General features: G+C 73.3%; 23 protein-coding genes. 18 read left to right on the top strand and 5 right to left on the bottom strand.

Annotation, left to right across the window (positions count from 1 at the left end; genetic code table 11):
• The first annotated feature begins 27 nt into the window (after positions 1-27).
• Positions 28-423 (top strand): rRNA maturation RNase YbeY, encoded by a 396-nt coding sequence (gene ybeY, locus ACME2J_RS08510; protein WP_495544468.1) that lies wholly within the window; start codon positions 28-30, stop codon positions 421-423.
• A complete protein-coding gene (gene era, locus ACME2J_RS08505; RefSeq protein ID WP_495544467.1) occupies positions 420-1,352 on the top strand; it encodes a GTPase Era in 933 nt (310 codons plus the stop codon). The genes ybeY and era overlap by 4 nt, the downstream gene beginning before the upstream one ends.
• A gap of 4 nt (positions 1,353-1,356) precedes the next feature.
• Here the strand turns inward: era and ACME2J_RS08500 are convergent, their stop codons facing one another.
• Complete coding sequence (locus ACME2J_RS08500; RefSeq protein WP_495544466.1) at positions 1,357-1,563, bottom strand: hypothetical protein; 207 nt, start codon at positions 1,561-1,563, stop codon at positions 1,357-1,359.
• Positions 1,564-1,577: 14 nt separating this feature from the next.
• A complete protein-coding gene (locus ACME2J_RS08495) occupies positions 1,578-2,501 on the bottom strand; it encodes an ArsA-related P-loop ATPase (RefSeq protein WP_495544465.1) in 924 nt (307 codons plus the stop codon).
• Positions 2,502-2,539: 38 nt separating this feature from the next.
• Between ACME2J_RS08495 and ACME2J_RS08490 the strand changes: the two genes are divergently transcribed.
• From ACME2J_RS08490 to ACME2J_RS08465, 6 genes are read left to right on the top strand one after another with little or no spacing between them, the layout of a single operon-like run.
• Positions 2,540-3,391 (top strand): phytoene/squalene synthase family protein, encoded by an 852-nt coding sequence (locus tag ACME2J_RS08490; protein WP_495544464.1) that lies wholly within the window; start codon positions 2,540-2,542, stop codon positions 3,389-3,391.
• Positions 3,388-4,575: an NAD(P)/FAD-dependent oxidoreductase gene (locus ACME2J_RS08485; RefSeq protein WP_495544463.1), complete on the top strand. Its 1,188-nt coding sequence runs from the start codon at positions 3,388-3,390 to the stop codon at positions 4,573-4,575. Before ACME2J_RS08490 ends, ACME2J_RS08485 begins: the two co-directional genes overlap by 4 nt.
• A 9-nt stretch (positions 4,576-4,584) precedes the next feature.
• Entirely contained in the window at positions 4,585-5,742 is a 1,158-nt protein-coding gene (locus tag ACME2J_RS08480) for a PQQ-dependent sugar dehydrogenase (RefSeq protein ID WP_495544462.1), read from the top strand.
• Between the two features lie 36 nt (positions 5,743-5,778).
• Positions 5,779-6,375, top strand: a complete 597-nt coding sequence (gene hisIE / locus ACME2J_RS08475) for a bifunctional phosphoribosyl-AMP cyclohydrolase/phosphoribosyl-ATP diphosphatase HisIE (protein WP_495544461.1) — start codon at positions 5,779-5,781, stop codon at positions 6,373-6,375.
• Positions 6,359-7,846 (top strand): anthranilate synthase component I, encoded by a 1,488-nt coding sequence (gene trpE, locus ACME2J_RS08470; protein ID WP_495544460.1) that lies wholly within the window; start codon positions 6,359-6,361, stop codon positions 7,844-7,846. Before hisIE ends, trpE begins: the two co-directional genes overlap by 17 nt.
• Positions 7,847-7,853: 7 nt before the next feature.
• Positions 7,854-8,423, top strand: coding sequence for an anthranilate synthase component II (locus ACME2J_RS08465; RefSeq protein ID WP_495544459.1), 570 nt, complete (start codon positions 7,854-7,856; stop codon positions 8,421-8,423).
• Between the two features lie 54 nt (positions 8,424-8,477).
• On the opposite strand, the gene ACME2J_RS08460 is transcribed toward ACME2J_RS08465, so the two are convergent.
• Positions 8,478-9,044, bottom strand: coding sequence for a hypothetical protein (locus ACME2J_RS08460; protein WP_495544458.1), 567 nt, complete (start codon positions 9,042-9,044; stop codon positions 8,478-8,480).
• 545 nt (positions 9,045-9,589) lie between these two features.
• Here ACME2J_RS08460 and trpD point away from each other — a divergent pair.
• From trpD to ACME2J_RS08410, 10 genes are all read left to right on the top strand, one after another.
• A complete protein-coding gene (gene trpD, locus ACME2J_RS08455; protein ID WP_495544457.1) occupies positions 9,590-10,636 on the top strand; it encodes an anthranilate phosphoribosyltransferase in 1,047 nt (348 codons plus the stop codon).
• Positions 10,633-11,424: an indole-3-glycerol phosphate synthase TrpC gene (trpC, locus tag ACME2J_RS08450; RefSeq protein WP_495544456.1), complete on the top strand. Its 792-nt coding sequence runs from the start codon at positions 10,633-10,635 to the stop codon at positions 11,422-11,424. Before trpD ends, trpC begins: the two co-directional genes overlap by 4 nt.
• Positions 11,425-11,562: 138 nt before the next feature.
• Complete coding sequence (locus ACME2J_RS08445; RefSeq protein WP_495544455.1) at positions 11,563-12,756, top strand: S1C family serine protease; 1,194 nt, start codon at positions 11,563-11,565, stop codon at positions 12,754-12,756.
• Positions 12,757-12,814: 58 nt separating this feature from the next.
• Complete coding sequence (locus ACME2J_RS08440; protein WP_495544454.1) at positions 12,815-13,483, top strand: phosphoribosylanthranilate isomerase; 669 nt, start codon at positions 12,815-12,817, stop codon at positions 13,481-13,483.
• Entirely contained in the window at positions 13,480-14,706 is a 1,227-nt protein-coding gene (gene trpB / locus ACME2J_RS08435) for a tryptophan synthase subunit beta (RefSeq protein ID WP_495544453.1), read from the top strand. Before ACME2J_RS08440 ends, trpB begins: the two co-directional genes overlap by 4 nt.
• On the top strand, positions 14,703-15,515 hold the full coding sequence (trpA, locus tag ACME2J_RS08430; protein ID WP_495544452.1) for a tryptophan synthase subunit alpha: 813 nt from the start codon (positions 14,703-14,705) through the stop codon (positions 15,513-15,515). Before trpB ends, trpA begins: the two co-directional genes overlap by 4 nt.
• Positions 15,516-15,543: 28 nt before the next feature.
• Positions 15,544-15,711, top strand: coding sequence for a hypothetical protein (locus ACME2J_RS08425; protein ID WP_495544451.1), 168 nt, complete (start codon positions 15,544-15,546; stop codon positions 15,709-15,711).
• 138 nt (positions 15,712-15,849) lie between these two features.
• On the top strand, positions 15,850-17,028 hold the full coding sequence (locus ACME2J_RS08420) for a branched-chain amino acid ABC transporter substrate-binding protein (RefSeq protein ID WP_495544450.1): 1,179 nt from the start codon (positions 15,850-15,852) through the stop codon (positions 17,026-17,028).
• Positions 17,029-17,087: 59 nt separating this feature from the next.
• Positions 17,088-19,142 carry an ATP-dependent zinc metalloprotease FtsH gene (gene ftsH, locus ACME2J_RS08415; RefSeq protein ID WP_495544449.1) on the top strand — a complete coding sequence of 685 codons (2,055 nt, stop codon included), beginning with the start codon at positions 17,088-17,090 and terminating at the stop codon, positions 19,140-19,142.
• A gap of 329 nt (positions 19,143-19,471) precedes the next feature.
• Positions 19,472-20,446, top strand: a complete 975-nt coding sequence (locus tag ACME2J_RS08410; RefSeq protein WP_495544448.1) for a DUF4238 domain-containing protein — start codon at positions 19,472-19,474, stop codon at positions 20,444-20,446.
• A gap of 388 nt (positions 20,447-20,834) precedes the next feature.
• Here the strand turns inward: ACME2J_RS08410 and ACME2J_RS08405 are convergent, their stop codons facing one another.
• Together ACME2J_RS08405 and ACME2J_RS08400 are read right to left on the bottom strand one after the other, a co-directional pair.
• Positions 20,835-21,743 (bottom strand): TIGR01777 family oxidoreductase, encoded by a 909-nt coding sequence (locus tag ACME2J_RS08405; RefSeq protein WP_495544447.1) that lies wholly within the window; start codon positions 21,741-21,743, stop codon positions 20,835-20,837.
• A gap of 98 nt (positions 21,744-21,841) precedes the next feature.
• Positions 21,842-22,816: an IS481 family transposase gene (locus tag ACME2J_RS08400; protein ID WP_495544446.1), complete on the bottom strand. Its 975-nt coding sequence runs from the start codon at positions 22,814-22,816 to the stop codon at positions 21,842-21,844.
• Between the last annotated feature and the right edge of the window lie 85 nt (positions 22,817-22,901).

Here is a 22,901-nt window from a genome sequence, read left to right as displayed (position 1 = left end):
GCGGCCGCCCCGGCGCACCCACGCGAGATGCTCGACGTCGACGTCATCGGAGGCGAGCGCCTCATCACCGTCCTCCCCGCGGCGGAGATCGAGCGCCTCGCCGGCCTCGCCGCCGCCTCGGCCGGGATCGACGAGGGGCATCTCGCGGTCTCGTTCGTCGACGCCGACGAGATCGCGGCGCTCAACGAGGAGCACCGCGGGAAGGAGGGCCCCACCGACGTCCTCAGCTTCCCGATCGACGAGGCCGCCCCGATCTCGGGGCCGCCGTCCCTGCGCGAGCTCGGCGACGTCGTCATCTGCCCGGAGCACACGGAGGACCTGCGGGAGGCGGTCGTCCACGGCGTCCTGCACCTCACCGGCATGGACCACGAGACCGACGACGGCGAGATGCTCGCCCTCCAGGCGGAGATCCTCACGTGGTGAGCGAGCCGGGCAGCGGGGCGCCGCCGGAGCCGAGGGCGGGGGAGGAGCCGACGCGCTCGGGGTTCATCGCCCTCGCCGGCCGTCCGAACGTCGGCAAGTCGACCCTCGTCAACGCGATGGTCGGCCGGAAGGTCGCGATCGTCTCCGACAAGCCGCAGACGACGCGCCGCGCGATCCGCGGGGTCGCGACGACCGACCGCACGCAGCTCGTCCTCGTCGACCTCCCGGGGGTCCAGCGCCCGCGGGACGCCCTCACCGAGCGGATGCAGAGGCGCGTCGAGCAGGAGCTCCGCGACAGCGACGCCGCCCTCTTCGTCATCAACGGGATGGAAGGCGTCGGGCCGGGGGACCGCTTCATCGCCGCCGCGCTGCGGGACGCCCCGGTCCCGGTCGTCGTCGCCGTGAACAAGGTCGACCGCCTCGACCGCCCGCGGACGGTCCTCGCCCTCGAGGCGGCGGCGGCGCTCGACGTCGGCGACGACGTGTTCCCGGTGAGCGCGCAGACGGGCGAGGGCGTGGGCCCTCTCGTCGAGCACCTCTCGCGGCTCGTCCCCGAGGGGCCGTTCTTCTTCGCCCCCGACGAGACGAGCGACCAGTCCGAGCACGTGCTCCTCGCCGAGCTCGTCCGCGAGCAGATCCTCCGACGCACCCGTCAGGAGGTCCCGCACGCCGTCGAGGTCGTCGTCGACGACATCGAGCAGGTCCGGGAGGACCTCGTCCGCGTCCGGGCGCTCATCTGGGTCGAGACCGAGTCGCAGAAGGGGATCCTCATCGGCGCCGGCGGCCGGATGATCAAGGCGATCGGCACGAAGGCGCGCAAGGAGCTCGAGCGCGAGGTCGGGACGCACGTCCACCTCGACCTCTCGGTGCGCGTCCGCCGGGGGTGGCGCGGGGACGAGCGCCTGCTCGACCGCCTCGGGATCGAGTAGCGGGCTACGTCGACGGCTCGTCGGCCAGGCGGGCGCCCTGCTCGAGCGCGATCCCGGCGAGGGCGCCGGCGAGCGACGCGACCTGGTCGTGGCTGAGCCGCACGTGCGAGATGCCGCCGAAGCGCGGGCACTGCACGCCGATCGTCACCCACTCGTGTCCATGGGGCGAGACGACGAGCCTCTCGTCGCCGAGCGTATCGATGATCTCCATGTCGTTAGGGAACCCTAACGCATGAGCTGCGCGGAGAGCTCCCCGACCGCTCCGGCGTCGAGCTCGCCCGTGACGAACGGCAGGGTGACGACGCCCGACGAGGCGCGCCGGCGCAGCCGGCGCAGCTGGGACTGCTGCTCGCGGACGCGGCCGGAATGGGCGGCGATGCTGCGCTTCACGGTGGGCGGCACGGCGCCGTTGGCGCTCGCGACGGTCGTGATGTCGGCCTCGGCGAACCGGCGGGGGAGGACCGCGTTGCAGACGACCGCGTCGAGGCCGCGGCCGACGGCGTCCGCGAGGCGGGCCTCGAGCTCGAGCGTCTCGCTGACCGGCAGCTCGGAGGGGAGCGCGACGGCGACGTACGCGCTGCGGGCGGGGTCGCGGAGCGCCTCGCGGACCGCGCCCGCCTGCGACGCGATCGGCCCGATGCGCGCGATGTCGGCGAAGGTCCCCGCGGTGCGCAGGAGGCCGAGCCCGTGGCCGGAGGCGGGGGCGTCGACGACGACGAGGTCGTAGGCGGTCGCCCGCTTGTCCCACCGCTCGTCCTGGGCGAGCTCGTGGGCCTTCGTGATCGTCACGAGCTCGCGGGCCCCCGGCGCCGCGGCGACGAAGTACTGGAAGGCGTTCGAGCGGGCGAGGACGTGCGTGAGCTGGCGGGAGCCGACCTGCCGGGCGATCCACTCCTCGAGGGCCTGCATCGGGTCGACCGACGTCGACCACAGGCCCTCGGCGAGGGGCACCTCGGCGCCGTGCTCGCCCGGTGCGGCGCCGAACATCCCGGGGACGCGGTGCTGGTCTCCGACCTCGCAGAGGATCGTCCGGCGGCCGGCGCGCGCGGCGGCGAGGGCGATGGCCGCGGCGACCGTCGTCTTGCCCACGCCGCCCTTGCCGGTGACGTAGACGAGCTCGCGGTCCAGGATGTCGGTCGATCCGAGCACGTCCGGTATACGTAAGCGCAGGTGAGGTGGACGATCGGGTGAACGAGAGGGTGGAGCTGCGTCGCGCCTACGCGCGTTGCCGGCGGATGCAGCGTCGCCACGACCCGACCTTCTACGCCGCGACGCGCTGTCTGCCGGCGGACAGGCGTCCGGCCGTCCACGCACTGTACGGCTTCCTCAGGGGGGCCGACGAGATCGTCGACGGACCCGGGCCCCTGCGCGACGCGCCTCCCGAGCGGCGCCGTCTCGCCCTCGACGCGTGGCAGCGCGCGCTCGACGAGGGCCTCCGCGACGGCCGCTCGCCGCATCCCGTCATCGCGGCGCTCGTCGACGCCGGCCCGCGCCACGCGCTCCCGCTGCAGCGGCTGGCGGTCTACATGGACAGCATGCGCGTCGACTGCGGCCCCGTCCGCCTGGGCAGCGGGGTGGAGCTCGACCGCTACACGGAGGGCAGCGCGGCGACCGTCGGTCGGATCATGGCGCCGCTCATCGGCGCGCCGGCCGACCGTCACGAGGACGTCGCCGCGCTCGGCGTCGCCTTCCAGCTCACGAACTTCATCCGCGACGTCGAGGAGGACTGGGTGCTCGACCGGGTCTACCTCCCGGGTCTCGCCGAGTCCGATCTCGCGCTCGGGGTCGCGAGCGACCCGTTCCGCGAGCGGATCGCGGGCGAGGTGGACCGCGCCCGCCGCCTCTTCGCCGCGACGGACGGGCTCCATCGCGAGCTCTCGCCGTCGGTGCGCCCGGGCGTCCGGCTCGCGCGCTCCGTGTACGTGCGGGTGCTCGACCGCGTCGAGCGGCTCGGCTACGACGTCCTCGGCGGGCGGCCGAGCCTGGGCCCCTGGGAGGTCGCCGTCGCGGGCGTCAGCGGGTTGAGGGGCGTCGCGTGACGGTCCGCCGCACGACGGCGCGCCCCGAGCGCCGGCCGCTCGAGGGCGAGCGGCCCGACGTCCTCGTGTGCGGGGCGAGCTTCGCCGGGCTCGCGGTCGCCCGGGCGCTCGCGGGCAGCGGCGCGGACGTCCTCGTCGTCGACCGCTACGAGATCGGGGAGCGCGCGACGAGCGCCTGCGCGGCGCCGACGCCGTGGCTCGAGGCGCTCGGGCTGCAGGACGCGATCCTGCAGGAGCTGCCCCACATGACGTTCACGACCCCGCACGGGACGCACCGCTACCGGCTGCCGTGGAGCTGGTCGGCATTCGACTACCGGCGCCTCTGCGAGCTGCTGTTCGCGCAGTCCGACGCCCGCTTCGCGTGCGCGAAGGTCGAGGGGCGGGCGTCGCACCGCGGGGGCGAGGCCGACCACGTCGTCCACACCGATCGCGGCCCGATCCGGGCGCCGCTCGTCGTCGACGCGCTCGGGTGGCGCCGCGTGCTCGCCGCCGCGCCCGCGGAGCGCTCGCCCTACCAGCCTCCGGACGCTCCCCTCTCACGCGGCCTCGAGGTGCACCCGCACCGCGTCGCGCCGCGCGGCGACGCGCTCGACGTGTGGGTCGAGCGCGACTTCGTCCGCCGCGGCTACGGCTGGTGCGTCCCCGCGGGGGAGGAGGCGCGGATCGGCGTCGGCAGCTACGACCCGCGCGAGCACGTCCGCGAGCCCACCGTCCGCCTCGCAGAGCGCCTCGACGAGGACCGCGAGCGCTACCAGGGCAACTGGTTCCCGCACCGTCTGCGCGACGCGACCGGCGATGGCGTCTTCTTCGCCGGCGACAGCGCCGGCCACTGCTTCCCGCTCTCCGGCGAGGGCATCCGCACCGCGATGCACTTCGGCCTCGCCGCCGGGGCCGAGATCCGCGCGGTCGTCGAGGGCCGGCAGGGGAGGACCGAGGCGCTGCGGCGCTACGCGGCGTTCAGCGCCGCCCACGCGCCCGCGTTCCGCCGGGCGCTCCTCCTCCAGCGGATCGTCCCGGCGCTGCCGCCGCGCGCCCTCCACCTCGTGCTGAAGCTCGTCGGCCGCCGGCCCATCTGCGACCGGGCGTTCGGCTGGTACCTCGATCAGGCCCCGCCGCCCGCCGACGGCGCCCCGCGCGAGCGTCGCCGCGCCGGTCCCCGGCGCGTCCTCGCCCGATCCGGGTAGCCCGCTCACATGACCTCCGGACGCCTCGTCGCCCTCCTCGCCTCCGCCGCGCTGCTCGCCGGGTGCGGCGACTCCGACGACGAGGCCCCCGGTGCCGCGACGTCCCCGCCGCGGCCGGAGACGACGGCGGCGCCGCCGTCGCCGACCGACGGGGACGGCCCCGCGCGCGCCGACGGCTCGACACCGCAGGTCGAGACGCTCGCGACGAACCTCGACGTCCCGTGGGACCTCGCCTTCCTCCCGGACGGCCGGGCGCTGCTCACCGAGCGCCCCGGACGGCTGCGGCTCGTGAGCGCCGGCGGGGAGGTCCGCGACGAGCCGCTCGCCGACGTCGAGGACGTCGTCTCGGTCGGCGAGGGCGGTCTCCTCGGCGTCGAGACCGACCCCGCCTTCGAGGACAACGGCTTCGTCTACCTCTACCTCACCGCCTCGGACGAGACCCGCGTCGATCGCTACCGGCTCGACGGCGACGACGTGCGACGCGAGGCGACGATCCTCGACGGGATCGAGGTCGGGCCGATCCACGACTCGGGCCGCCTGCGCTTCGGGCCCGACGACCGGCTCTACGTCCCCACGGGCGACGCCGGGAACGAGGGTCTCGCGCAGGACGAGGGCTCGCGCAACGGGAAGATCTTGAGGCTCGACCTCGCGCAGGCGCGCGGGGACGGCCCGGCCGACCCGGAGGTCGTCTCGATCGGCCACCGCAACCCGCAGGGCCTCGACTGGCAGCCCGGCACCGACCGGCTCGTCGCGACCGAGCACGGGCCGGTCGGCAACGACGAGGTCAACGTCATCAGGAAGGGCGAGAACTACGGCTGGCCGCTCGTCGTCGGCGCCGACCACGGGGACTTCACCGCGCCGATCGAGGTCTACGAGGAGTCGATCGCCCCCTCGGGCGCGACGTTCGTGACCCGCGGCGGCACGCCGTGGAAGGGCGACTTCCTCGTCGCGGGCCTCGTCGGCGAGCAGATTCGCCGCATCGAGATCGACGACGACGGCGTCGCGGGCGGCGACGAGACGCTTCTCGCCGGCGAGCTCGGGCGCCTGCGCGCCGTCGCCGAGGCGCCCGACGGCGCGATCTGGGCGCTCACGTCGAACACCGACGGCCGCGGCGACCCGATCGCCGAGGACGACCGCCTCCTGCGGATCCTCCCGCCGAGCCGGTGACCGCCCCGCGGACGGGCGCGTCCTAGACTGCCGCGGGTGGACATCGCCTACGACGAGCGCGGCCTCGTCCCCGTCGTCATCCAGGACTGGACGACGGGGGAGGTCCTCACCCTCGCCTACGCGAACGCGGAGGCGGTCGCGAAGACCCGGGAGACCGGTGAGCTCCATCTCTGGAGCCGCTCGCGCGACGAGCTCTGGCACAAGGGCGCGACGTCCGGGAACGTCCAGAAGGTCCGGGCCCTGCGCCTCGACTGCGACGGCGACGCGCTCCTCGCGCTCGTCGAGCCGGCCGGCCCGGCCTGCCACACCGGCGAGCGGACGTGCTTCTTCCAGGGCGAGACGGAGCCGCTCGCGCCGCACGAGGTGCTGCCCGCGCTCGAGCGCACGCTCGCCCAGCGCAAGGCGGAGCGCCCCGAGGGGTCCTACACCGTCGCGCTCCTCGACGACCCGCCGCACATCGGCGAGAAGGTCATGGAGGAGGCGGAGGAGGTGGCCCGCGCCGCCCGGGAGGAGAGCGACGAGCGCGTCGACTCGGAGGCCGCCGACGTCCTCTACCACCTCCTCGTGCTCCTCCACGGGCGCGACCGGAGCCTCGCCGACGCCCAGGAGGTGCTGCGTGGCCGACGGCGCTGAGGCCGGCGGCGCGCTGACGATCGAGCCGGGCCCGGACGTCGTCCGCGAGCTCGCGCGCGATCACAACCTCGTCCCGCTGCGTCACACGTTCATCGACGACTGCGAGACGCCGGTCTCCGCGTTCCTCAAGCTCCGCGGCGACCGGCCTGACTCGCCGTCCTTCCTCCTCGAGAGCGCCGAGCAGGGCCAGCGCGTCGGCCGCTACAGCTTCATCGGCGTGCGCCCGCGCTCGGTGCTGCGCTGGTCGCTCGGGGACGAGGGGGACCCGTACCGACTCGCGGCCGAGGCGGTCGAGCGTCACTCCCAGGCCCAGTTCGAGGACCTGCCGCCCTTCGCCGGCGGGGCGGTCGGCTACTTCGGCTACGACCTCGTGCGGACGGTCGAGACGACGCTCGGCGAGCCGAACGAGGACGTCATCGGGCTGCCGGACATGGCGCTGATGCTCTCGGACGTCCTCGTCGTCTTCGACCACCTCAAGCACACGATCACGATCCTCGCGAACGTCTTCGCGGGCGAGGGGGAGGACGTCGGCGCGCGCGACGCCGAGGCGCGGCGGACGATCGCCGAGGTGCGCGAGCGCCTCGCCGGGCCCGTGCCCGCGCCGGAGGCGCATCCGCCGCGGGAGCCCCCGGCCTTCGCCTCGAACCTCGAGCGCTCGGAGTTCGAGGGGATGGTGGGGCGGATCGTCGAGTACATCCACGCCGGCGACGCCTTCCAGGTCGTCCCGTCCCAGCGCTGGTCGGCCGACATCGACATCGACCCGTTCAGCGTGTACCGCGGCCTGCGCGTCGTCAACCCGTCGCCGTACATGTACTTCCTCGACTTCGTCGACTTCCAGGTGGCGGGCGCCTCGCCGGAGCCGCTGCTCACCGTCAGCGGCCGGCACGTCTCGACGCGCCCGATCGCCGGGACCCGTCCGCGGGGGGAGACGGCGCGGGACGACATCGCGATCGCCGAGGACCTCCTCGAGGACGAGAAGGAGCGCGCCGAGCACGTCATGCTCGTGGACCTCGGCCGCAACGACCTCGGCCGCGTGTGCGAGTACGGGACCGTCGAGGTCGACCGCTTCATGGTCGTCGAGACCTACTCGCACGTCATGCACATCGTCTCGAACGTCTCGGGGACGCTGCGGGAGGGCATCGGCGCGATGGACGCCCTGCGCTCGGTCCTGCCCGCCGGCACGCTCTCGGGCGCCCCGAAGGTGCGCGCGATGGAGATCATCGATGAGCTCGAGCCCGTGAAGCGCGGCGGCTACGGCGGCGCGATCGGCTGGCTCAGCTACACCGGCGACCTCGACACCTGCATCCACATCCGGACCGTCGTCATGAAGGACGGCCGGGCGCACGTCCAGGCCGGCGGGGGGACCGTCGCCGACGCGAAGCCCGACTACGAGTACGAGGAGTCCGTCAACAAGGCCCGCGGCGTCCAGGCCGCGATCGCTCTCGCCGCCCGTCAGCCGGACTGGGCCTAGGAACGCCATGACCCGCGTCCTCGTCATCGACAACTACGACTCCTTCACCTACAACCTCGTCCAGTTCCTCGGCGAGCTCGGCGCGGACATCGAGGTCGTCCGCAACGACGTCGAGCCGATCGAGGCGCTGCTGGAGCGCGCGCCCGATCGCGTCGTCGTCTCGCCGGGGCCGTGCACGCCCGACGAGGCGGGCGTCTCCGTGGAGGCCGTGCGCCGCTTCCCCGAGGCCGGCATCCCGACGCTCGGCGTCTGCCTCGGCCACCAGTCCATGGCGCAGGCGTTCGGCGGCGAGGTGATCCGGCACGTCCCCGTCCACGGCAAGACGACCGAGATCGTGCACGACGGCCGCTCGATCTACACGGGCCTCCCGAACCCGCTCGTCGTCGGGCGCTACCACTCGCTCGTCGTCCCGGAGGAGACGCTCCCCGACTGCCTCGAGCCCACCGCGCACGGCGGCGGCGTGCTCATGGGCCTGCGCCATCGCGAGCTGCCCGCCGAGGGCGTCCAGTTCCACCCGGAGTCCGTCCTCACGCACTCGGGCAAGGAGATGCTCGCGACGTTCCTCGCCGGCCCCTGACCCGCGAGATGCAGGAACGTGACCGCCGCGGTCACGAAGCTGCATCTCGCGACGTCAGCGGCGCCGCCGGACAGGGTGCTCGCGGTGCTCGCGGATCGCATCGGCGCGCTCGTCGAGGCCGAGGAGACGGAGGACGTCCTCGGCGAGCTCGCGCTCGAGGATCGGGTCGACCATGTCCTCCCACGCGACCCGCAGCGTGACCCGTCCGCCGGCGGCGAGCCGGCGGTCGCGGCGCCGGTCGCGCCGGCGGGCCTTGCGCGTGCCGTGGACCCGGCCGCCGTCGAGCTCGACGCCGAGGTCGGCCTCCGGGAACACGACGTCGCACTCCCGCAGCTCGCCGCCGCCGATGTCGACGTGCGTCCCGCGCTCGTACCGCGGCAGCGCCCACTCGCGCGCGAAGCGGCGCCAGCGGCGCTCGAGCCGGCTGCGCGGGATCCCGCGGCCGAGGTCCCTGTCGGCGAGCGCGGCGCGGACGGCTCTCGCGCCTCGCCTCCCGTGGACGAGATGGAGGAGACGCTCGACCGCCGCCGTGTGCAGCCAGCCCTTGACGTCCGCCTCGTCGATCGCGGCCGCGACGACGGGAGGCGGCGCGACCGCGGCGAGGGTCTGGATCGCTCGCATCGGCTCCACGACGGCGAGACCGCGGCGGCGGCGGACGTCGCGCCGAGGCTCCAGCGAGTCGAGATCATGACGACGCCGGCGACGCGGACGTGCCGGTGCGGCGCGACGAGATGGACGGGGCCCCGGTCGTCCGGGAGCAGTCCCCACAGGACGGCTGCGCTGCGATGGGACAGGACCGCGCCGGGGACGGCGAGCAGCGCCTCGTGCCAGCGTGCGTCCGCGCAGACGGCGACGTGCCCGATCGCCCAGACCTTCCCCGGCCGCGGAAGGATGCGGCCCTCCCGCGCGGCCCGGCGCACCATCGGTCGGGTGAGGCCCTCCTCGATGAGCTGCCGGTCCGCCGCTCGGCCGGCTTGCTGCGTCGCTCGCGCGCCGGCCCGCCGCCACGCCCCGCGAGATGCAGGAACGTGACCGCCGCGGTCACGAAGCTGCATCTCGCGGGGGAGGGGGGACATCCGCGTGCAGACTGCCGCGGGCGCCCGTGACGGCTCAACACGCGACAGCGGAGAAGGACCGCAGATCCCGATACGCTGCCGCGACCTCCGATGCCGAACGACGTCCTCACCGCGGCGATCGACGCGCTCGCCGCCCGCCGCGACCTCACGCTCGACGAGGCCGGCGCCGTCCTCGCCGAGATCATGGCCGGCGAGGTCTCGGACGCGCAGACGGCCGCGTTCCTCGTCGCGCTGCGGGTGAAGGGCGAGACGGTCGACGAGGTCGCGGGCCTCGCGCGCACGATGCGCGAGCTCGCGACGGCGGTCGAGACCGGCCGCGACGACCTCGTGGACACCGCGGGGACGGGCGGCGGGCGCCCGACGTTCAACGTCTCCACGACGGCGGCCCTCATCGCGGCGGGGGCGGGCTGCGCGCTCGCGAAGCACGGCAACCGGTCGGCGACGGGCCTCTCCGGCTCCGCCGACGTGCTGGAGGCGCTCGGCGCCCGCATCGACCTCGCACCGGCCGCGGTCGCGCGCTGCATCGACGAGGTCGGCTTCGGCTTCATGTTCGCCCCGGCGCACCACGCCGCCATGCGCCACGTCGTGCCCGTCCGCAAGGAGCTCGCGGTCCGCACGATCTTCAACGTCCTGGGGCCGCTCACCAACCCGGCGGGGGCGCGGCGTCAGCTCATCGGCGTCAGCGACGCGGGTATGCTCGACGTGATGGCCGGAGCGCTCGAGCGGCTCGGGGTCGACAGGGCCCTCCTCGTCTCGTCCGCCGACGGCCTCGACGAGATCTCGACCTCCGGTGCGACGCACGTCGTCGAGGTCGGCGGGGGCAGCCTCCTGCGCTACGACATCACCCCCGAGGAGCTCGGGGTCGAGCGCGTCGAGCCGCACCTCGTGCCCGCCGGGCCGCCCGACGAGAACGCCGCGACGACGCGGGCGATCCTCGCCGGCGAGCACGGGGCCGGGCACCCGGCGCGCGATCTCGCGCTCGTCAACGCCGGGGCCGCGATCTACGCGGCCGGCCGCTGCGACGACCTCGTCTCGGGCGTCGCCGCCGCCGCGGAGGCCGTCGACTCCGGCGCCGCCGCCGACGCCCTCGACCGCTACGTCGCCCTCTCGCAGGAGCTCGGAGGAGCCGAGTCGTGAACGTCCTGGAACGCATCGTCGACGAGACGAAGGACGCGGTGAAGCGCCGCCAGAAGGACGTGCCGATGAGCGCGCTCGAGGCGCAGCTCGACCGCAGGGAGGACGGCCGGCCGTTCGCGGAGGCGCTCACGCGTCCCGGCATCGCCGTCATCGCCGAGCACAAGCGCCGCTCGCCGTCCGCCGGGACGATCCGCGAGGGCGCGACGGTCGCCGACGTCGTCTCCGCCTACGAGCGCGGCGGCGCGGCGGCGCTCTCGATCCTCACCGAGGAGGCGAACTTCGGCGGCTCGCTCGACGACCTCCGCGAGGCGCGCCGGGCGTCCGGGCTCCCCGTCCTGCGCAAGGACTTCGTCGTGAAGCGCTACCAGGTCGTCGAGTCGGCGGTCGCCGGCGCGGACGCGATCCTCCTCATCGTCGCCGCGCTCGACGACAAGCGCCTCCTCCGCCTCCACACGGCCGCCCGCGAGCTCGACCTCGACGTCCTCGTCGAGGTCCACGACCGCGAGGAGCTCGAGCGCGCGCTCGACGTCGTCGACGCCGACCTCATCGGCATCAACAACCGCGACCTCACGGACTTCTCGGTCGACGTCGAGCGCACCTACGAGCTGCTCTCCGACATCCCGGCGGGCAAGCTCGTCGTCTCCGAGTCGGGGCTCCACACCCGCGATCAGCTCGACGACCTCGAGCGCGTCGGCGTCGACGCCGTCCTCGTCGGCGAGGGGCTCATGCGCTCCGACGACCCCGAGGCCGCCTGTCGCGCCCTCACCGTCGCGCCGCCGGCACCCTGATCCTCGCCGCCGGGGGCGACCGGCGGGCGCCGCCCGGGCTCTCCGCTACGGTTGACCGCCGGGGCCGGGGAACGTCGCTTTAGTCGCGCTTCAGGCGCCGTTCACTCCGGGCTCAGACCGCGACCGCACGATGTCCTCATGAGGAACAAGCTCCTGCCCGTCGCTCTCGCGTCGGCCGTCCTCGGCGCCGGTCTCGCCGTCGGCACCGTCGCGATCTTCGACGTCGGCGGAGGCGGCGGGACGACGACCGTCGTCCAGCAGGCGCCGTTCGAGAACGCCAACGGCCGCGCGCGCGTGACCGACGGCGGCGACGCGCGTGCCCTCACGCCCCGCGAGATCTACGAGCGCGACGCTCCCGGCGTCGTCTTCATCCGCGCCCAGGTCGTCCAGCAGACCGAGTCGCCGTTCGACTTCGGGATCCCGACGGCGCGCGAGAGCCTCTCGACGGGCTCGGGCTTCGTCATCGACGAGGACGGCAAGATCCTCACGAACGCGCACGTCATCGACGGGGCGGTGAAGGTGTCCGTCCAGTTCGAGGACAAGAAGACCGTCGACGCCCGCGTCGTCGGCAAGGACATCTCGACGGACCTCGCGCTCCTCGAGATCGATCCCGACGGCCTCGACCTCACGCCGCTCGCCCTCGGCAGCTCGAAGGACGTGCAGGTCGGCGACCCGGTCATCGCGATCGGCAACCCCTTCGGACTCGATCGCACGCTCACGACCGGCGTCGTGAGCGCCCTCCAGCGCGAGATCCGCGCCCCGAACGACTTCGCGATCACCGACGTCATCCAGACCGACGCGGCGATCAACCCCGGCAACTCCGGCGGTCCGCTCATCGACGGCGCCGGCCGGGTCATCGGCATCAACTCGCAGATCCAGACGGGCGGCTCGTCCGGGAACGTCGGGATCGGCTTCGCGGTCCCGATCGACACCGCGAAGAGGATCCTCCCGCAGCTCGAGGAGACCGGCCGCGTCGACCGCGCGTACCTCGGCATCACGACCCTCACGATCGACGGCTCGCTCGAGGCGCTCGACCTCTCCGCCGAGCGCGGCGCCCTCGTGCAGACCGTCGAGCAGGGCAGCCCGGCCGACGAGGCGGGCCTGCGCGGCGGCGCGATCAGCGCCCAGCTCACCGACGGCCCGATCCAGCTCGGGGGCGACATCATCGTGAAGCTCGACGGTCAGGCCGTCCGCTCCTCGGACGACATCGCCGCCGCGATCGAGGACGACAAGCCGGGCGACGAGATCGAGGTCGAGTTCTTCCGGGACGGCAAGCGGGACAAGGCGACCGTGAAGCTCGGCTCGCGTCCCGACGAGCAGGTCCTCGGCTGAGCGTCCCGCAGCGCCGGCCCGTGCCGGGCAGCGAGGCGCGAAGCCGTACGATGGTCGGGTGAGTCAGCCGCGCGTGAAGATCTGCGGGGTCACCCGCCTCGCCGACGCCGAGCACGCCGCCGAGGCCGGTGCCTGGGCGGTCGGCGTCGTCATGTGGCCGGGCTCGGCGAGAGCCTGCGCCCTCCCCGAGGCGGAGTCGATCGCGCGCCGTCTGCGGCGGCGCGTCGAGATCGCGGGCGTCTTCGTCGACGCGACGCTCGACGAGGTCGTCGGGACCGTGGAGGGCGTCGGTCTCACGATGGTCCAGCTCCACGGCTCCGAGGGGCCGTCGTTCTGCGCCGAGGTCGCCCGCCGCACCGGAGCGAAGGTCATCAAGGCGGCCCGGGTCCGCGACCGCGGCGACGTCCAGGCGCTCGAGCCCTTCCACACGGACTTCCACCTCCTTGACGCACACGTCGACGGGGTCCCCGGCGGGACCGGTCAGGCCTTCGACCACGCGCTCGTCGCCGACCGCCGCTCGCCGACGCCGCTCATCCTCTCGGGCGGCCTGCGGCCCGAGACCGTCGGTGACGCGGTCCGCGCCGTGCGGCCGTTCGCGGTCGACGTCGCGAGCGGCGTCGAGTCGGCGCCCGGCGTGAAGGACCACGGTCGCGTCGAGGCGTTCATCGCCTCCGCCCACGCCGCCGGCTCCGAGGTCGCCGGCGCGGAGGAGGCGCGCGTCCGATGAGCCACGTCGCGTCCGTCGAGCACCGCTTCGGCCCCTTCGGGGGCCAGTACGTCCCCGAGACCCTCATGCCCGCGCTCGCCGAGCTCGAGACCGCGTGGGTCGCGGCGCGTCAGGACGCGGGCTACGCCGCCGAGCTCGACCGCCTCCTGCGGGACTACGTGGGTCGTCCCACGCCGCTCTACCTCGCCGAGCGGCTCAGCGCGCTCGCCGGGCGCACGATCTACCTCAAGCGCGAGGACCTCAACCACACCGGCGCGCACAAGATCAACAACGCCGTCGGACAGGCGCTGCTCGCGAAGCGGATGGGCAAGCGGCGGATCATCGCCGAGACCGGCGCGGGACAGCACGGGGTGGCGAGCGCGACCGCCTGCGCCCTCCTCGACCTCGACTGCGTCGTCTACATGGGCGAGGAGGACATCCGCCGGCAGCGCCCCAACGTCGAGCGGATGGAGCTCCTGGGCGCGACCGTCGAGCCCGTGCGGGCGGGGGCGCGGACCTTGAAGGAGGCGGTGAGCGAGGCGATCCGCGACTGGGTGACGAACGTCGCCGACACGCACTACATCATCGGCTCGGCCGTCGGCCCGGCGCCCTACCCGGTCATCGTCCGGGACCTCCAGCGGCTCATCGGCGACGAGGCGCGCGCCCAGGTCCTCGAGCGCGAGGGGCGGCTGCCCGACCGGGTCGTCGCGTGCGTCGGCGGCGGCTCGAACGCGATCGGGACGTTCGCGGCCTTCGTCGACGACGCCGACGTCGCGCTCATCGGCGTCGAGGCCGCCGGGGAGGGGCTCGAGAGCGGCCGTCACGGCGCGCCGCTCACCGTCGGCGGGCGCCCAGGCGTCCTCCACGGCTCGCTCAGCCTCATCATGCAGGACGACGAGGGGCAGATCGGCGAGGCGCACTCGATCAGCGCCGGGCTCGACTACCCCGGGTCGGGGCCCGAGCACGCGTGGCTGCGCGAGTCCGGCCGCGCGACCTACGTCGCGGTCTCCGACGACGACGCGCTGCACGCGTTCCGCGACGTCGCGCGCCTCGAGGGGATCATCCCGGCGCTCGAGCCGAGCCACGCTCTCCACTACGTCCTGCGCGAGCCCTCGGAGTCGACGCTCGACGTCGTCGCGCTCTCCGGCCGCGGCGACAAGGACCTCGCCGAGGTCATCGCCCAGCTGAAGGAGCGCGAGGGCCCGGACGCCCTCCGCCGCCCGGCCGCCGAGGAGGAGGCATGAGCACCGAGACGCGCCCCGCGAACAAGGGCGCCGAGCGGATCGCGGCCGCCTTCGCCGGGCACGGTCGTCGCGCGGCGCTCATGCCCTACCTCATGGGCGGCTTCCCTGACGTGGAGACGAGCGCCCGGATCGGGCACGCGTACGTGGACGGCGGCGCCGACCTCATCGAGCTCGGAGTGCCGTTCAGCGACCCCCTCGCCGACGGCCCGGTCATCCACGCCGCGGGCACCGCCGCGCTCGAGGCGGGCGCCACCGTCGACGACGTCCTCGGCGTCTGCGAGAGCCTCGCTCCGCGGGTCCCGGTGGTGGTCATGTGCTACGCGAACCTCGTTCTCGCGCGGGGCCCGGAGGCGTTCGCCTCGCGCCTGGCGGCCGCGGGTGCGAGCGGGCTCATCGTGCCCGACCTCCCGCTCGAGGAGGCCCCGCAGGTCCTCGACGCCTGCGATGCGGCCGGGGTCGCGCTCGTGCCCCTCGTCGCGCCGACGACGCCGGACGAGCGCCTCGCCCGGATCGGCGCGCGGGCCCGCGGGTTCCTCTACACCGTGTCGGTCACCGGGACGACCGGCGAGCGGGCGGCGCTCTCACAGCGCTTCGCCGAGATCGTCACCCGCGCGAAGGGGGCGACGGACGTCCCCGTCGCGCTCGGGTTCGGCATCGGGACCGCGCAGCAGGCCCGCGAGGCGGCCGACGCGGGCGCCGACGGCGTGATCGTCGGCAGCCGTCTCGTGCGGGCCGCCCAGGAGGCCGACGACCCCGCCGCGGCCGTCCGCGCCGTCGTCGAGGAGCTGGCCACGGGGCTCGAGGCCTGACGGGACCTCGCTGGGATATTCTGGCCCCATGGGACTCGTCCTCGCCACCACCGCCGCCCTCGCGATCTGGCTCGCGCTCTGGTCGATCGACGTGAAGGCGATCGACGCGATCATGATCAGCATCGTCATCGTCCTCATCGCCTCGATGGGGCGCATCGCCGGCCGCTTCGTCCCCGGCAACCAGCACAAGACCTGACGATCGCACCGCTGCGTGCGCCCGGCCGCGCGCGGTAGAGTCGCCGTTCCCGGCCGCCGTGGCGGCGGTCCCCGACTTCGACCCCGGTCCCCTTTGCGAGCACTTCCACTGGCACTCGTCGCTGCCCTGTCACTCGCCGTGGCCGGCTGCGGCGGCGATGACGACGACGAGGCGCTCGGCAACGTCGGCTCCGACAGCCTCACGGTCTACTCGAGCGCGCCGCTCCAAGGTCCGGACCGCGCGCGCAGCCAGGCGGCGATCGCGGGGATGAAGCTCGCGCTCAACGAGGCGGGCGGCCGCGTCGGCCGCTTCACCGTGAAGTTCGTGAGCCTCGACTCCTCGACGCCGGACGGCGAGGGATGGGAGCCGGAGCAGGTGGCCGGCAACGCGCGTCGTGCGATCAAGGACCGCACGACGATCGCGTACCTCGGCGAGCTCGAGAACAACGCGTCGGCGATCTCGATCCCGCTCATGAACCAGGCGGGCGTGCTCCAGGTCTCGCCAGGTGACCGTGCGATCGGCCTCACGCGCGCCGATCACGCCGGGAAGGGCGAGCCCGACAAGTACTACCCGGCCGGTCGCCGGACGTTCGGGCGCATCATGCCGCCCGACCACCGCCAGGCCCAGGCGCAGGCGACCTTCCAGGAGGAGGAGGGCTGCGAGCGGCTCTACGTCCTCAAGGACTCGACCCCCTACGGCCGCAGCCTCGCGGACGCCGTCACGGAGTCGTCGAGGAACGAGGACATCGACGTCGTCGCGAACGAGTCGTTCGACGGCGACGACTCCGAGTTCCGCCAGCTCGCCTCCGACGTCGTGCTCGCGGAGGCCGACTGCGTGTTCGTCGGCGCGACGCTCGAGAGCGACGTCGCGCAGCTCGTCCGCGACGTGCGGACCGCGGATCGCGAGATCTCGGTCTTCCTCCCCGACGCCCTCCACGAGCAGCGGTTCGCGCGGTCTCTCGGGATGGCAGGCGACGTGGTCCGCTTCACGCACCCCACGTATCCGGTGGACTCCTACCCGGGGTCCTCCGCGGAGGTCTTCGAGACGCTCACCGCGCGGGCCGGCGTCGCGCCCGACCCGTGGGCGCTCTACGGCTACGAGGCGATGAAGGTCGTCCTCACGGCGATCCAGAACGCCGGTGACCGCGGCAACAACCGCATCGCGGTGACGGACGCCTTCTTCCGGATCGCCGACCGCGAGTCCGTCCTCGGCAAGTACTCGATCGACGCGAACGGCGACACGACGCTCCCGTTCTACGGCGCGAGTCGCGTCGAGGCGGGGACGCTCGCGTTCGACCGCGTCCTCGAGCTCGAGTGACGGCTCGCACGAGATCCTGATCGGAACCGTATGTCGTCTGCGTACCATGCGGTGAGCAGATGAGCGACACCGGCCCTTCTCCCCACGGTCCGAGCCCGGCGACCCACCGCCCGAGCCCGACGAACGACGGCGCCGGTCAGCGGCGCGGTCCCCAGCGGGAGCGCCCGGGCAACGAGCCCGAGAAGCCCCCATGGCGCGTGAGCCCCGCGCCGGACGGTCGCGGCGGTCCGCCGCCGAAGGGCCCGATGAAGAGCGGGATGTCGTGGCAGCGCTTCTTCACGATCCTGCTCGTCCTCCTCGCGCTCAACTTCTTCCTCGCGACGCTGCTGCCCGGCGGCGACAAGCCCGGCCGGATCTCGTACACGCCGACGTTCCTCACCGAGCTGCGGGAGGGCAACGTCGAGTCCATCGCCTCGAAGGGCGAGACGATCAGCGGCGACTTCAAGAAGGAGGTCGACCCGCCGGGCGACGACGTCGGCCCGACGACGAGCTTCACGACCGAGGTGCCCACCTTCGCGAACGACGACGAGCTCTCGGGCCTCCTCGTGTCCGAGAACGTCGAGGTGAACGCCGAGCCGCCGGATCAGGGCCGCTCCCTCTTCGCGAGCTTCCTCATCTCGCTGCTGCCGACGATCCTCCTCATCGCGCTCATCGTCTACTTCTTCCGCCGCATGGCCGGCCAGGGCGGGCCGATGGGCACGTTCGGCCGGTCGAAGGCCAAGCGCGTCCAGGAGGAGACGGTCCGCACGACCTTCGACGACGTCGCCGGCATCGACGAGGTGAAGCGCGAGCTCTCCGAGGTCGTCGACATGCTGCGCAACCCCGACCGCTACAAGAAGCTCGGGGCGAAGGTGCCGAAGGGGGTCCTGCTGAGCGGCTCGCCCGGCACCGGCAAGACGCTGCTCGCCCGCGCGACCGCCGGCGAGGCGAACGCCGCGTTCTTCAGCGCGTCGGCCTCCGAGTTCATCGAGATGATCGTCGGCGTCGGCGCGAGCCGCGTCCGCGACCTCTTCGAGCAGGCGAAGGAGGCCGCCCCGACGATCATCTTCATCGACGAGATCGACGCGATCGGCCGCTCGCGCTCGGGGAACAACGGGTTCGGCGGCGGCGGCCACGACGAACGCGAGCAGACGCTCAACCAGATCCTCACGGAGATGGACGGCTTCGACCCGACCTCGGGGGTCGTCGTCCTCGCGGCGACGAACCGCCCCGACGTGCTCGACCCGGCGCTCCTCCGTGCCGGCCGCTTCGACCGGCGGGTCGAGATCAGCTCCCCGGACGTCAACGGCCGCCGCGCGATCCTCGAGGTCCACACCCGCTCGGTGCCGCTCGATGAGAACGCCGATCTCGACGCGATCGCCGCCTCGACGCCGGGGATGGTCGGCGCGGATCTCGCGAACCTCGTCAACGAGGCGGCGCTCATCGCGGCGCGCCGCGACCACGAGCGCGTGAGGACCTCGGACTTCACGGAGGCGCTCGAGAAGATCATGCTCGGCACCGAGCGCGGCGTCGTCATGAGCGACGAGGACCGCGAGCGCACGGCCTACCACGAGGCGGGCCACGCGCTCGTCGGCATGCTCACCGCGGGCGCCGACCCGGTCCGCAAGGTGTCGATCATCCCTCGCGGCCAGGCGCTCGGCGTCACGGTCTCCGCGCCCGAGAGCGACGTCTACAACTACGACGAGGCGTACCTGCGCTCGAAGATCCTCGTCGCGCTCGGCGGCCGCGTCGCCGAGGAGGTCGTCTACGGGAAGATCACCGCCGGCGCCGAGTCCGACATCCAGATGCTCACGAACATCGCGCGCGGCATGGTGACGCGGTGGGGCATGAGCGAGGCCCTCGGCCCGATCGCCGTCGAGGCGCGCCAGGCCGAGGGGATGCTGCTGCCGGGGGCGAGCCCCGTCTCGGAGGCGACGCAGGAGCTCGTCGACCAGGAGGTCCGCCGCATCGTCGACGAGGCCCACCACGACGTGACGATCCTCCTCACCGAGAACCGCGACAAGCTCGACTCCCTCGTCCGCGAGCTCCTGCGCTGCGAGACGCTGGACGAGGCCGAGGCGTACTCGGCGGCGGGCGTGCTGCGCGTGCGTGAGCCGGCTGCTGCGGCCGAGTGAGCGGGTGGTCTGAGCGGGTGGTCTGAGCGGGAGCGGACATCCCCCTGCGCTCCGCAGTCCGGCCTCCGGCCGTTCTGCGACGCCGCTCCGGGGGACGTCCGCTCCCGCTCGACGTCGACGCGCGTGGTCCCCGCGCCCCCGTCCTTGCTGGGGTGCGGGGTGGCAGCGCCACCGTGTCGGTGGCACGTGTGGCGTTCCAGCGACGCTCCGCGTCGTCAGAAGGTCATCCGTTCGCTGCATGGTCAGTGTTCCGGGTGCGCCGGCAGAGAACCCACCGAAGCCACCATGAGACCTCCGACCCTCGGCCTACCATCGGCAAGGAAATCGCGATGGCAGGCTACGCCCGGAATCACATCGTCCCGCGAGGATGGCTCGACCTGTTCGCGGTCGACGGTCAGCTCGACGCACACTTCGTAGGCACGGGTGAGCGACGGAGGATCGCCACCACGCATGCAGCGGTCCGGAAGAACTTCTACGTGATCGCGACCCGCGCCGGTCGCGACACGACCGTCGAGGAGGTACTGGCGGGGGCGGAGAGTCAGTTCCTCCCCGTCGCGGCCACCGCCGCGAAGAGGTGGCCGCTCACGGGCGATGAGCGCTTCGCCCTCGCCCAGCTCTTTGGGCTGCAGGCCGTCCGCGGCCCCTACTGGCGATCGCTCTATCGGGAGCTTCTCGCTCAGCAACTCGAGATCGAGGGGCGAGCGCTCGGTGACGCACTCCCGCCCGAGAAGTGGCGTCAGGTCTGCAACCACCTTGCATCCGACCAGAGCATCGCGACGCAGATGACCCGCCAGGCACAGGTCTTCTCCGCCGTCTTCGCTTCGATGCACTGGACGCTCCTGCGCAGTAGCTCGCCGCGAATCGTGACGTCGGACCACCCGATCGTCCTCGTGGCCATCGATAACCGAGGGATCCCGGAGCCCATCCCTGCCCTGGGGCTCGCGAGCGTCGTCGAGGTCCGCGTGCCGCTGGACTCGCGTCACGTCGTCCTCATGTCGTGGGTCGACATCCCAGAAAAGGACATCCCCGTCTCGAAGCTCTCGTCCTCGGCGCTCCGTCAGGTGAACCACGGGACCGTGGCGCAGGCCGAGGTCATGTGGATGCACCGGCCCCGGATCACGCCGCCCCATGTGTCGCAGCGACTCATCGCGCTCTCACCGCACCTCTTCGAGGGCTACGAGCGCGCAGCGTTCGAGCGGTCGCACCGGCGTCGCAAGGGGATCGACGAGGCGTTCCGGATCGCGCAGGCGGAAGAGAACGTCACGACTGTGAACATCCCGGTGGCAGGGCGCGATGCCGCCTAGGCCTGGCGGCCTGCGTGACGTCTCGACCAGCAATCGCCCGCCCTTCTCGGCGAGTGTGAGCACATGGCGACGGTACGTCGTGCACTCCGAGGACTCGGGTGGCCGGTCTCATCGGGACGCGCCGCAGGCGCGTCCCGATTTCTCCCCACGTGCGTATCCGTGAGGTGGTGCGGCGTCCGAGCGACGCTCGGTGTCGCCGGAACGCCACACGGCCGGCCTGCGCGTCCCGCGCGACCGGACGACGCCCCGGGGCGCCGCCGCCCGACGAGCAGCGCGGGCGTGCGACGGTCCTCTGAAGCGGCGTCCGAGCCGGAGCCGGAGGCGGAGGCGAGAGCTCAGAGGACCGTCGCGCGCCCGCGCGTACCGCCGCGCGCCGACCCGCCCGCGCTCAGGACTTCCCGAGCGCGTCCGCGAGCGCCGGTCGCAGCTCCGGGTGCTTGAACTCGTAGCCGCCGGCGAGCGGCTTCTCGGGGACCGCCCGCTGGCCCTCGGTGACGATCTCCGCCATGTCGCCGTAGAGGATCCGCAGCGCGAAGGCGGGGACGGGGGCGAACGCGGGACGCTTGAGGACCGAGCCGAGGGTCTTCGAGAACTCCTTGTTCGTCACGGGCTCGGGCGCGCTGCCGTTGACCGGACCGGTCCACTGCGGATCGTCGAGCGCCTTGAGGTAGAGGCCGACGATGTCGTCGACGTGGATCCACGGCATGTACTGGTCGCCGCCGGCGACCGGGCCGCCGACGCCGGCCTTGAAGGGCGGCAGCATCGTCTTGAGCGCGCCGCCGTCGGGATCGAGGACGACCCCGGTGCGCACGACGACGACCCGCAGGCCGTGGTCCTCGGCGGCGAGCGCCTCGCGCTCCCAGCGCACGCAGACGTCGGAGAGGAAGTCGTCGCCGGCCGGGGTGGACTCCGGCACCCGCTCGTCGCCGTGCTTCCCGTAGTAGCCGACCGCCGAGGAGGACACGAGGGTCCGCGGCCCCTCCTCGACCGCGGCGATCCCGGCGACGAGGTTCCGCGTGCCGAGCTCGCGGCTCTCGAGGATCTCGCGCTTGCGCTCGTCGTTCCAGCGCTGCGCGACGGGCGCGCCCGCGAGGTGGACGACCGCATCGCGTCCGCGGAGGGCCTCCGCGGGCGCCGGCTCGCTCTTCGGGTCCCACGCGTGAGCCTCGACGCCGAGGCTCTCCCTCGCCTTCTCGGGGGAGCGGGACAGCACGGTCACCTCGTCGCCACGGGCGCGGAGCGCCTCGACGAGCTTCGTGCCGATGAGTCCGGTCGCGCCGGTGACGGTCACCTTCATGAGGGCGGGTTCTCCTGGGTCGGGACGGGGTCGTCCCTCAGCCTACGGGTGGCCCGCCCTGGCGGGATGACGCTCGTCGCAGATGCGCGCCGGCGCGCCTAGGTGTAAGTCCCGAGCAGGTTGTTCAGCCGTTGGACGGGTGGTTGTCGGCCGATGGCTGAGTGTCGGCGGTGATGGTTGTAGTGCCAGAGCCATCCGTCAAGGGCTGCGGTGCGTTCGTCGCTTGAGGCGTAGATCGCGCCGTAGGCCCAGCCGCCGAGCATGGTGCGGATGAACCGCTCGGCCTTGCCGTTGGTCTGCGGGCGGTAGGGCCGGGTGCGCAGATGGCGCAGGCCGAGCGCGCGGCAGGCGACGGCGTGCGCAGCGGAGCGGTAGGGGGAGCCGTTGTCGGTCATGAGACGCTCGACGGTGATGCCGTGGCGCTCGTAGAACGCGACGGCGCGGCGCAGGAACCCGATCGCGGTCGTGGCCTTCTCGTCGGGGAGCACTTCGACGTAAGCAAGGCGCGTCGCGTCGTCGATCGCGACGTGAACGGCCTCCCAGCCTCTCGTGTTTCGGCGGACCCCGGCGGCATCGGTGCGCTGGCGACGGCCGTTGCGGCCTTGTCCGCCCGTGATCCGTTTCCCGGCGCCGCCCTGGATCCGGCCGAGCTTCTTGACGTCGATGTGGACGAGCTCTCCGGGACGCTGGCGTTCGTAGCGGACCGCGGGCTCCATCCCGAGCCGGCCGAGCTTGCCCATCCCGATGCGCTTGAGGATCCCGCTGATCGTCGAGACCGGCATCTCGAGCAGATCGGCAAGCTCCGGCGCGGTGAACCGCAGCTTCCGCAGCCCCGCGAGGAGCTGAACGAGCTGCTCATCGGTGCGGTTGTGCACCCGCTGCGGGGCGCTGGACCGATCCAGCAGACCGGCATCTCCTTCAGCCCGGAAGCGACGGACCCACTTCGAGCAGGTCCGGTCGCTCACTCCGGCCGCCTCGGCGGCCTCCGTGACCGACCGGCCCTCATCGACGACCGCGGCGACCATCCGCCGACGACCTTTCAGACTGAGCGCGGCGTTACCGTGCAACTTCATCCGGAACTCCTTGGGACTGGGGCTTAGAGAACCACCAGCCTCCAAGGAGGACCGGATGAACAACGTGCTCAGGAACTACACCTAG

The sequence above is a fragment of the Paraconexibacter sp. genome, from assembly GCF_059438195.1.
The sequence above is the reverse complement of the archived record's forward strand: the minus strand, read 5'-3'. Positions and strand labels throughout refer to the sequence as shown.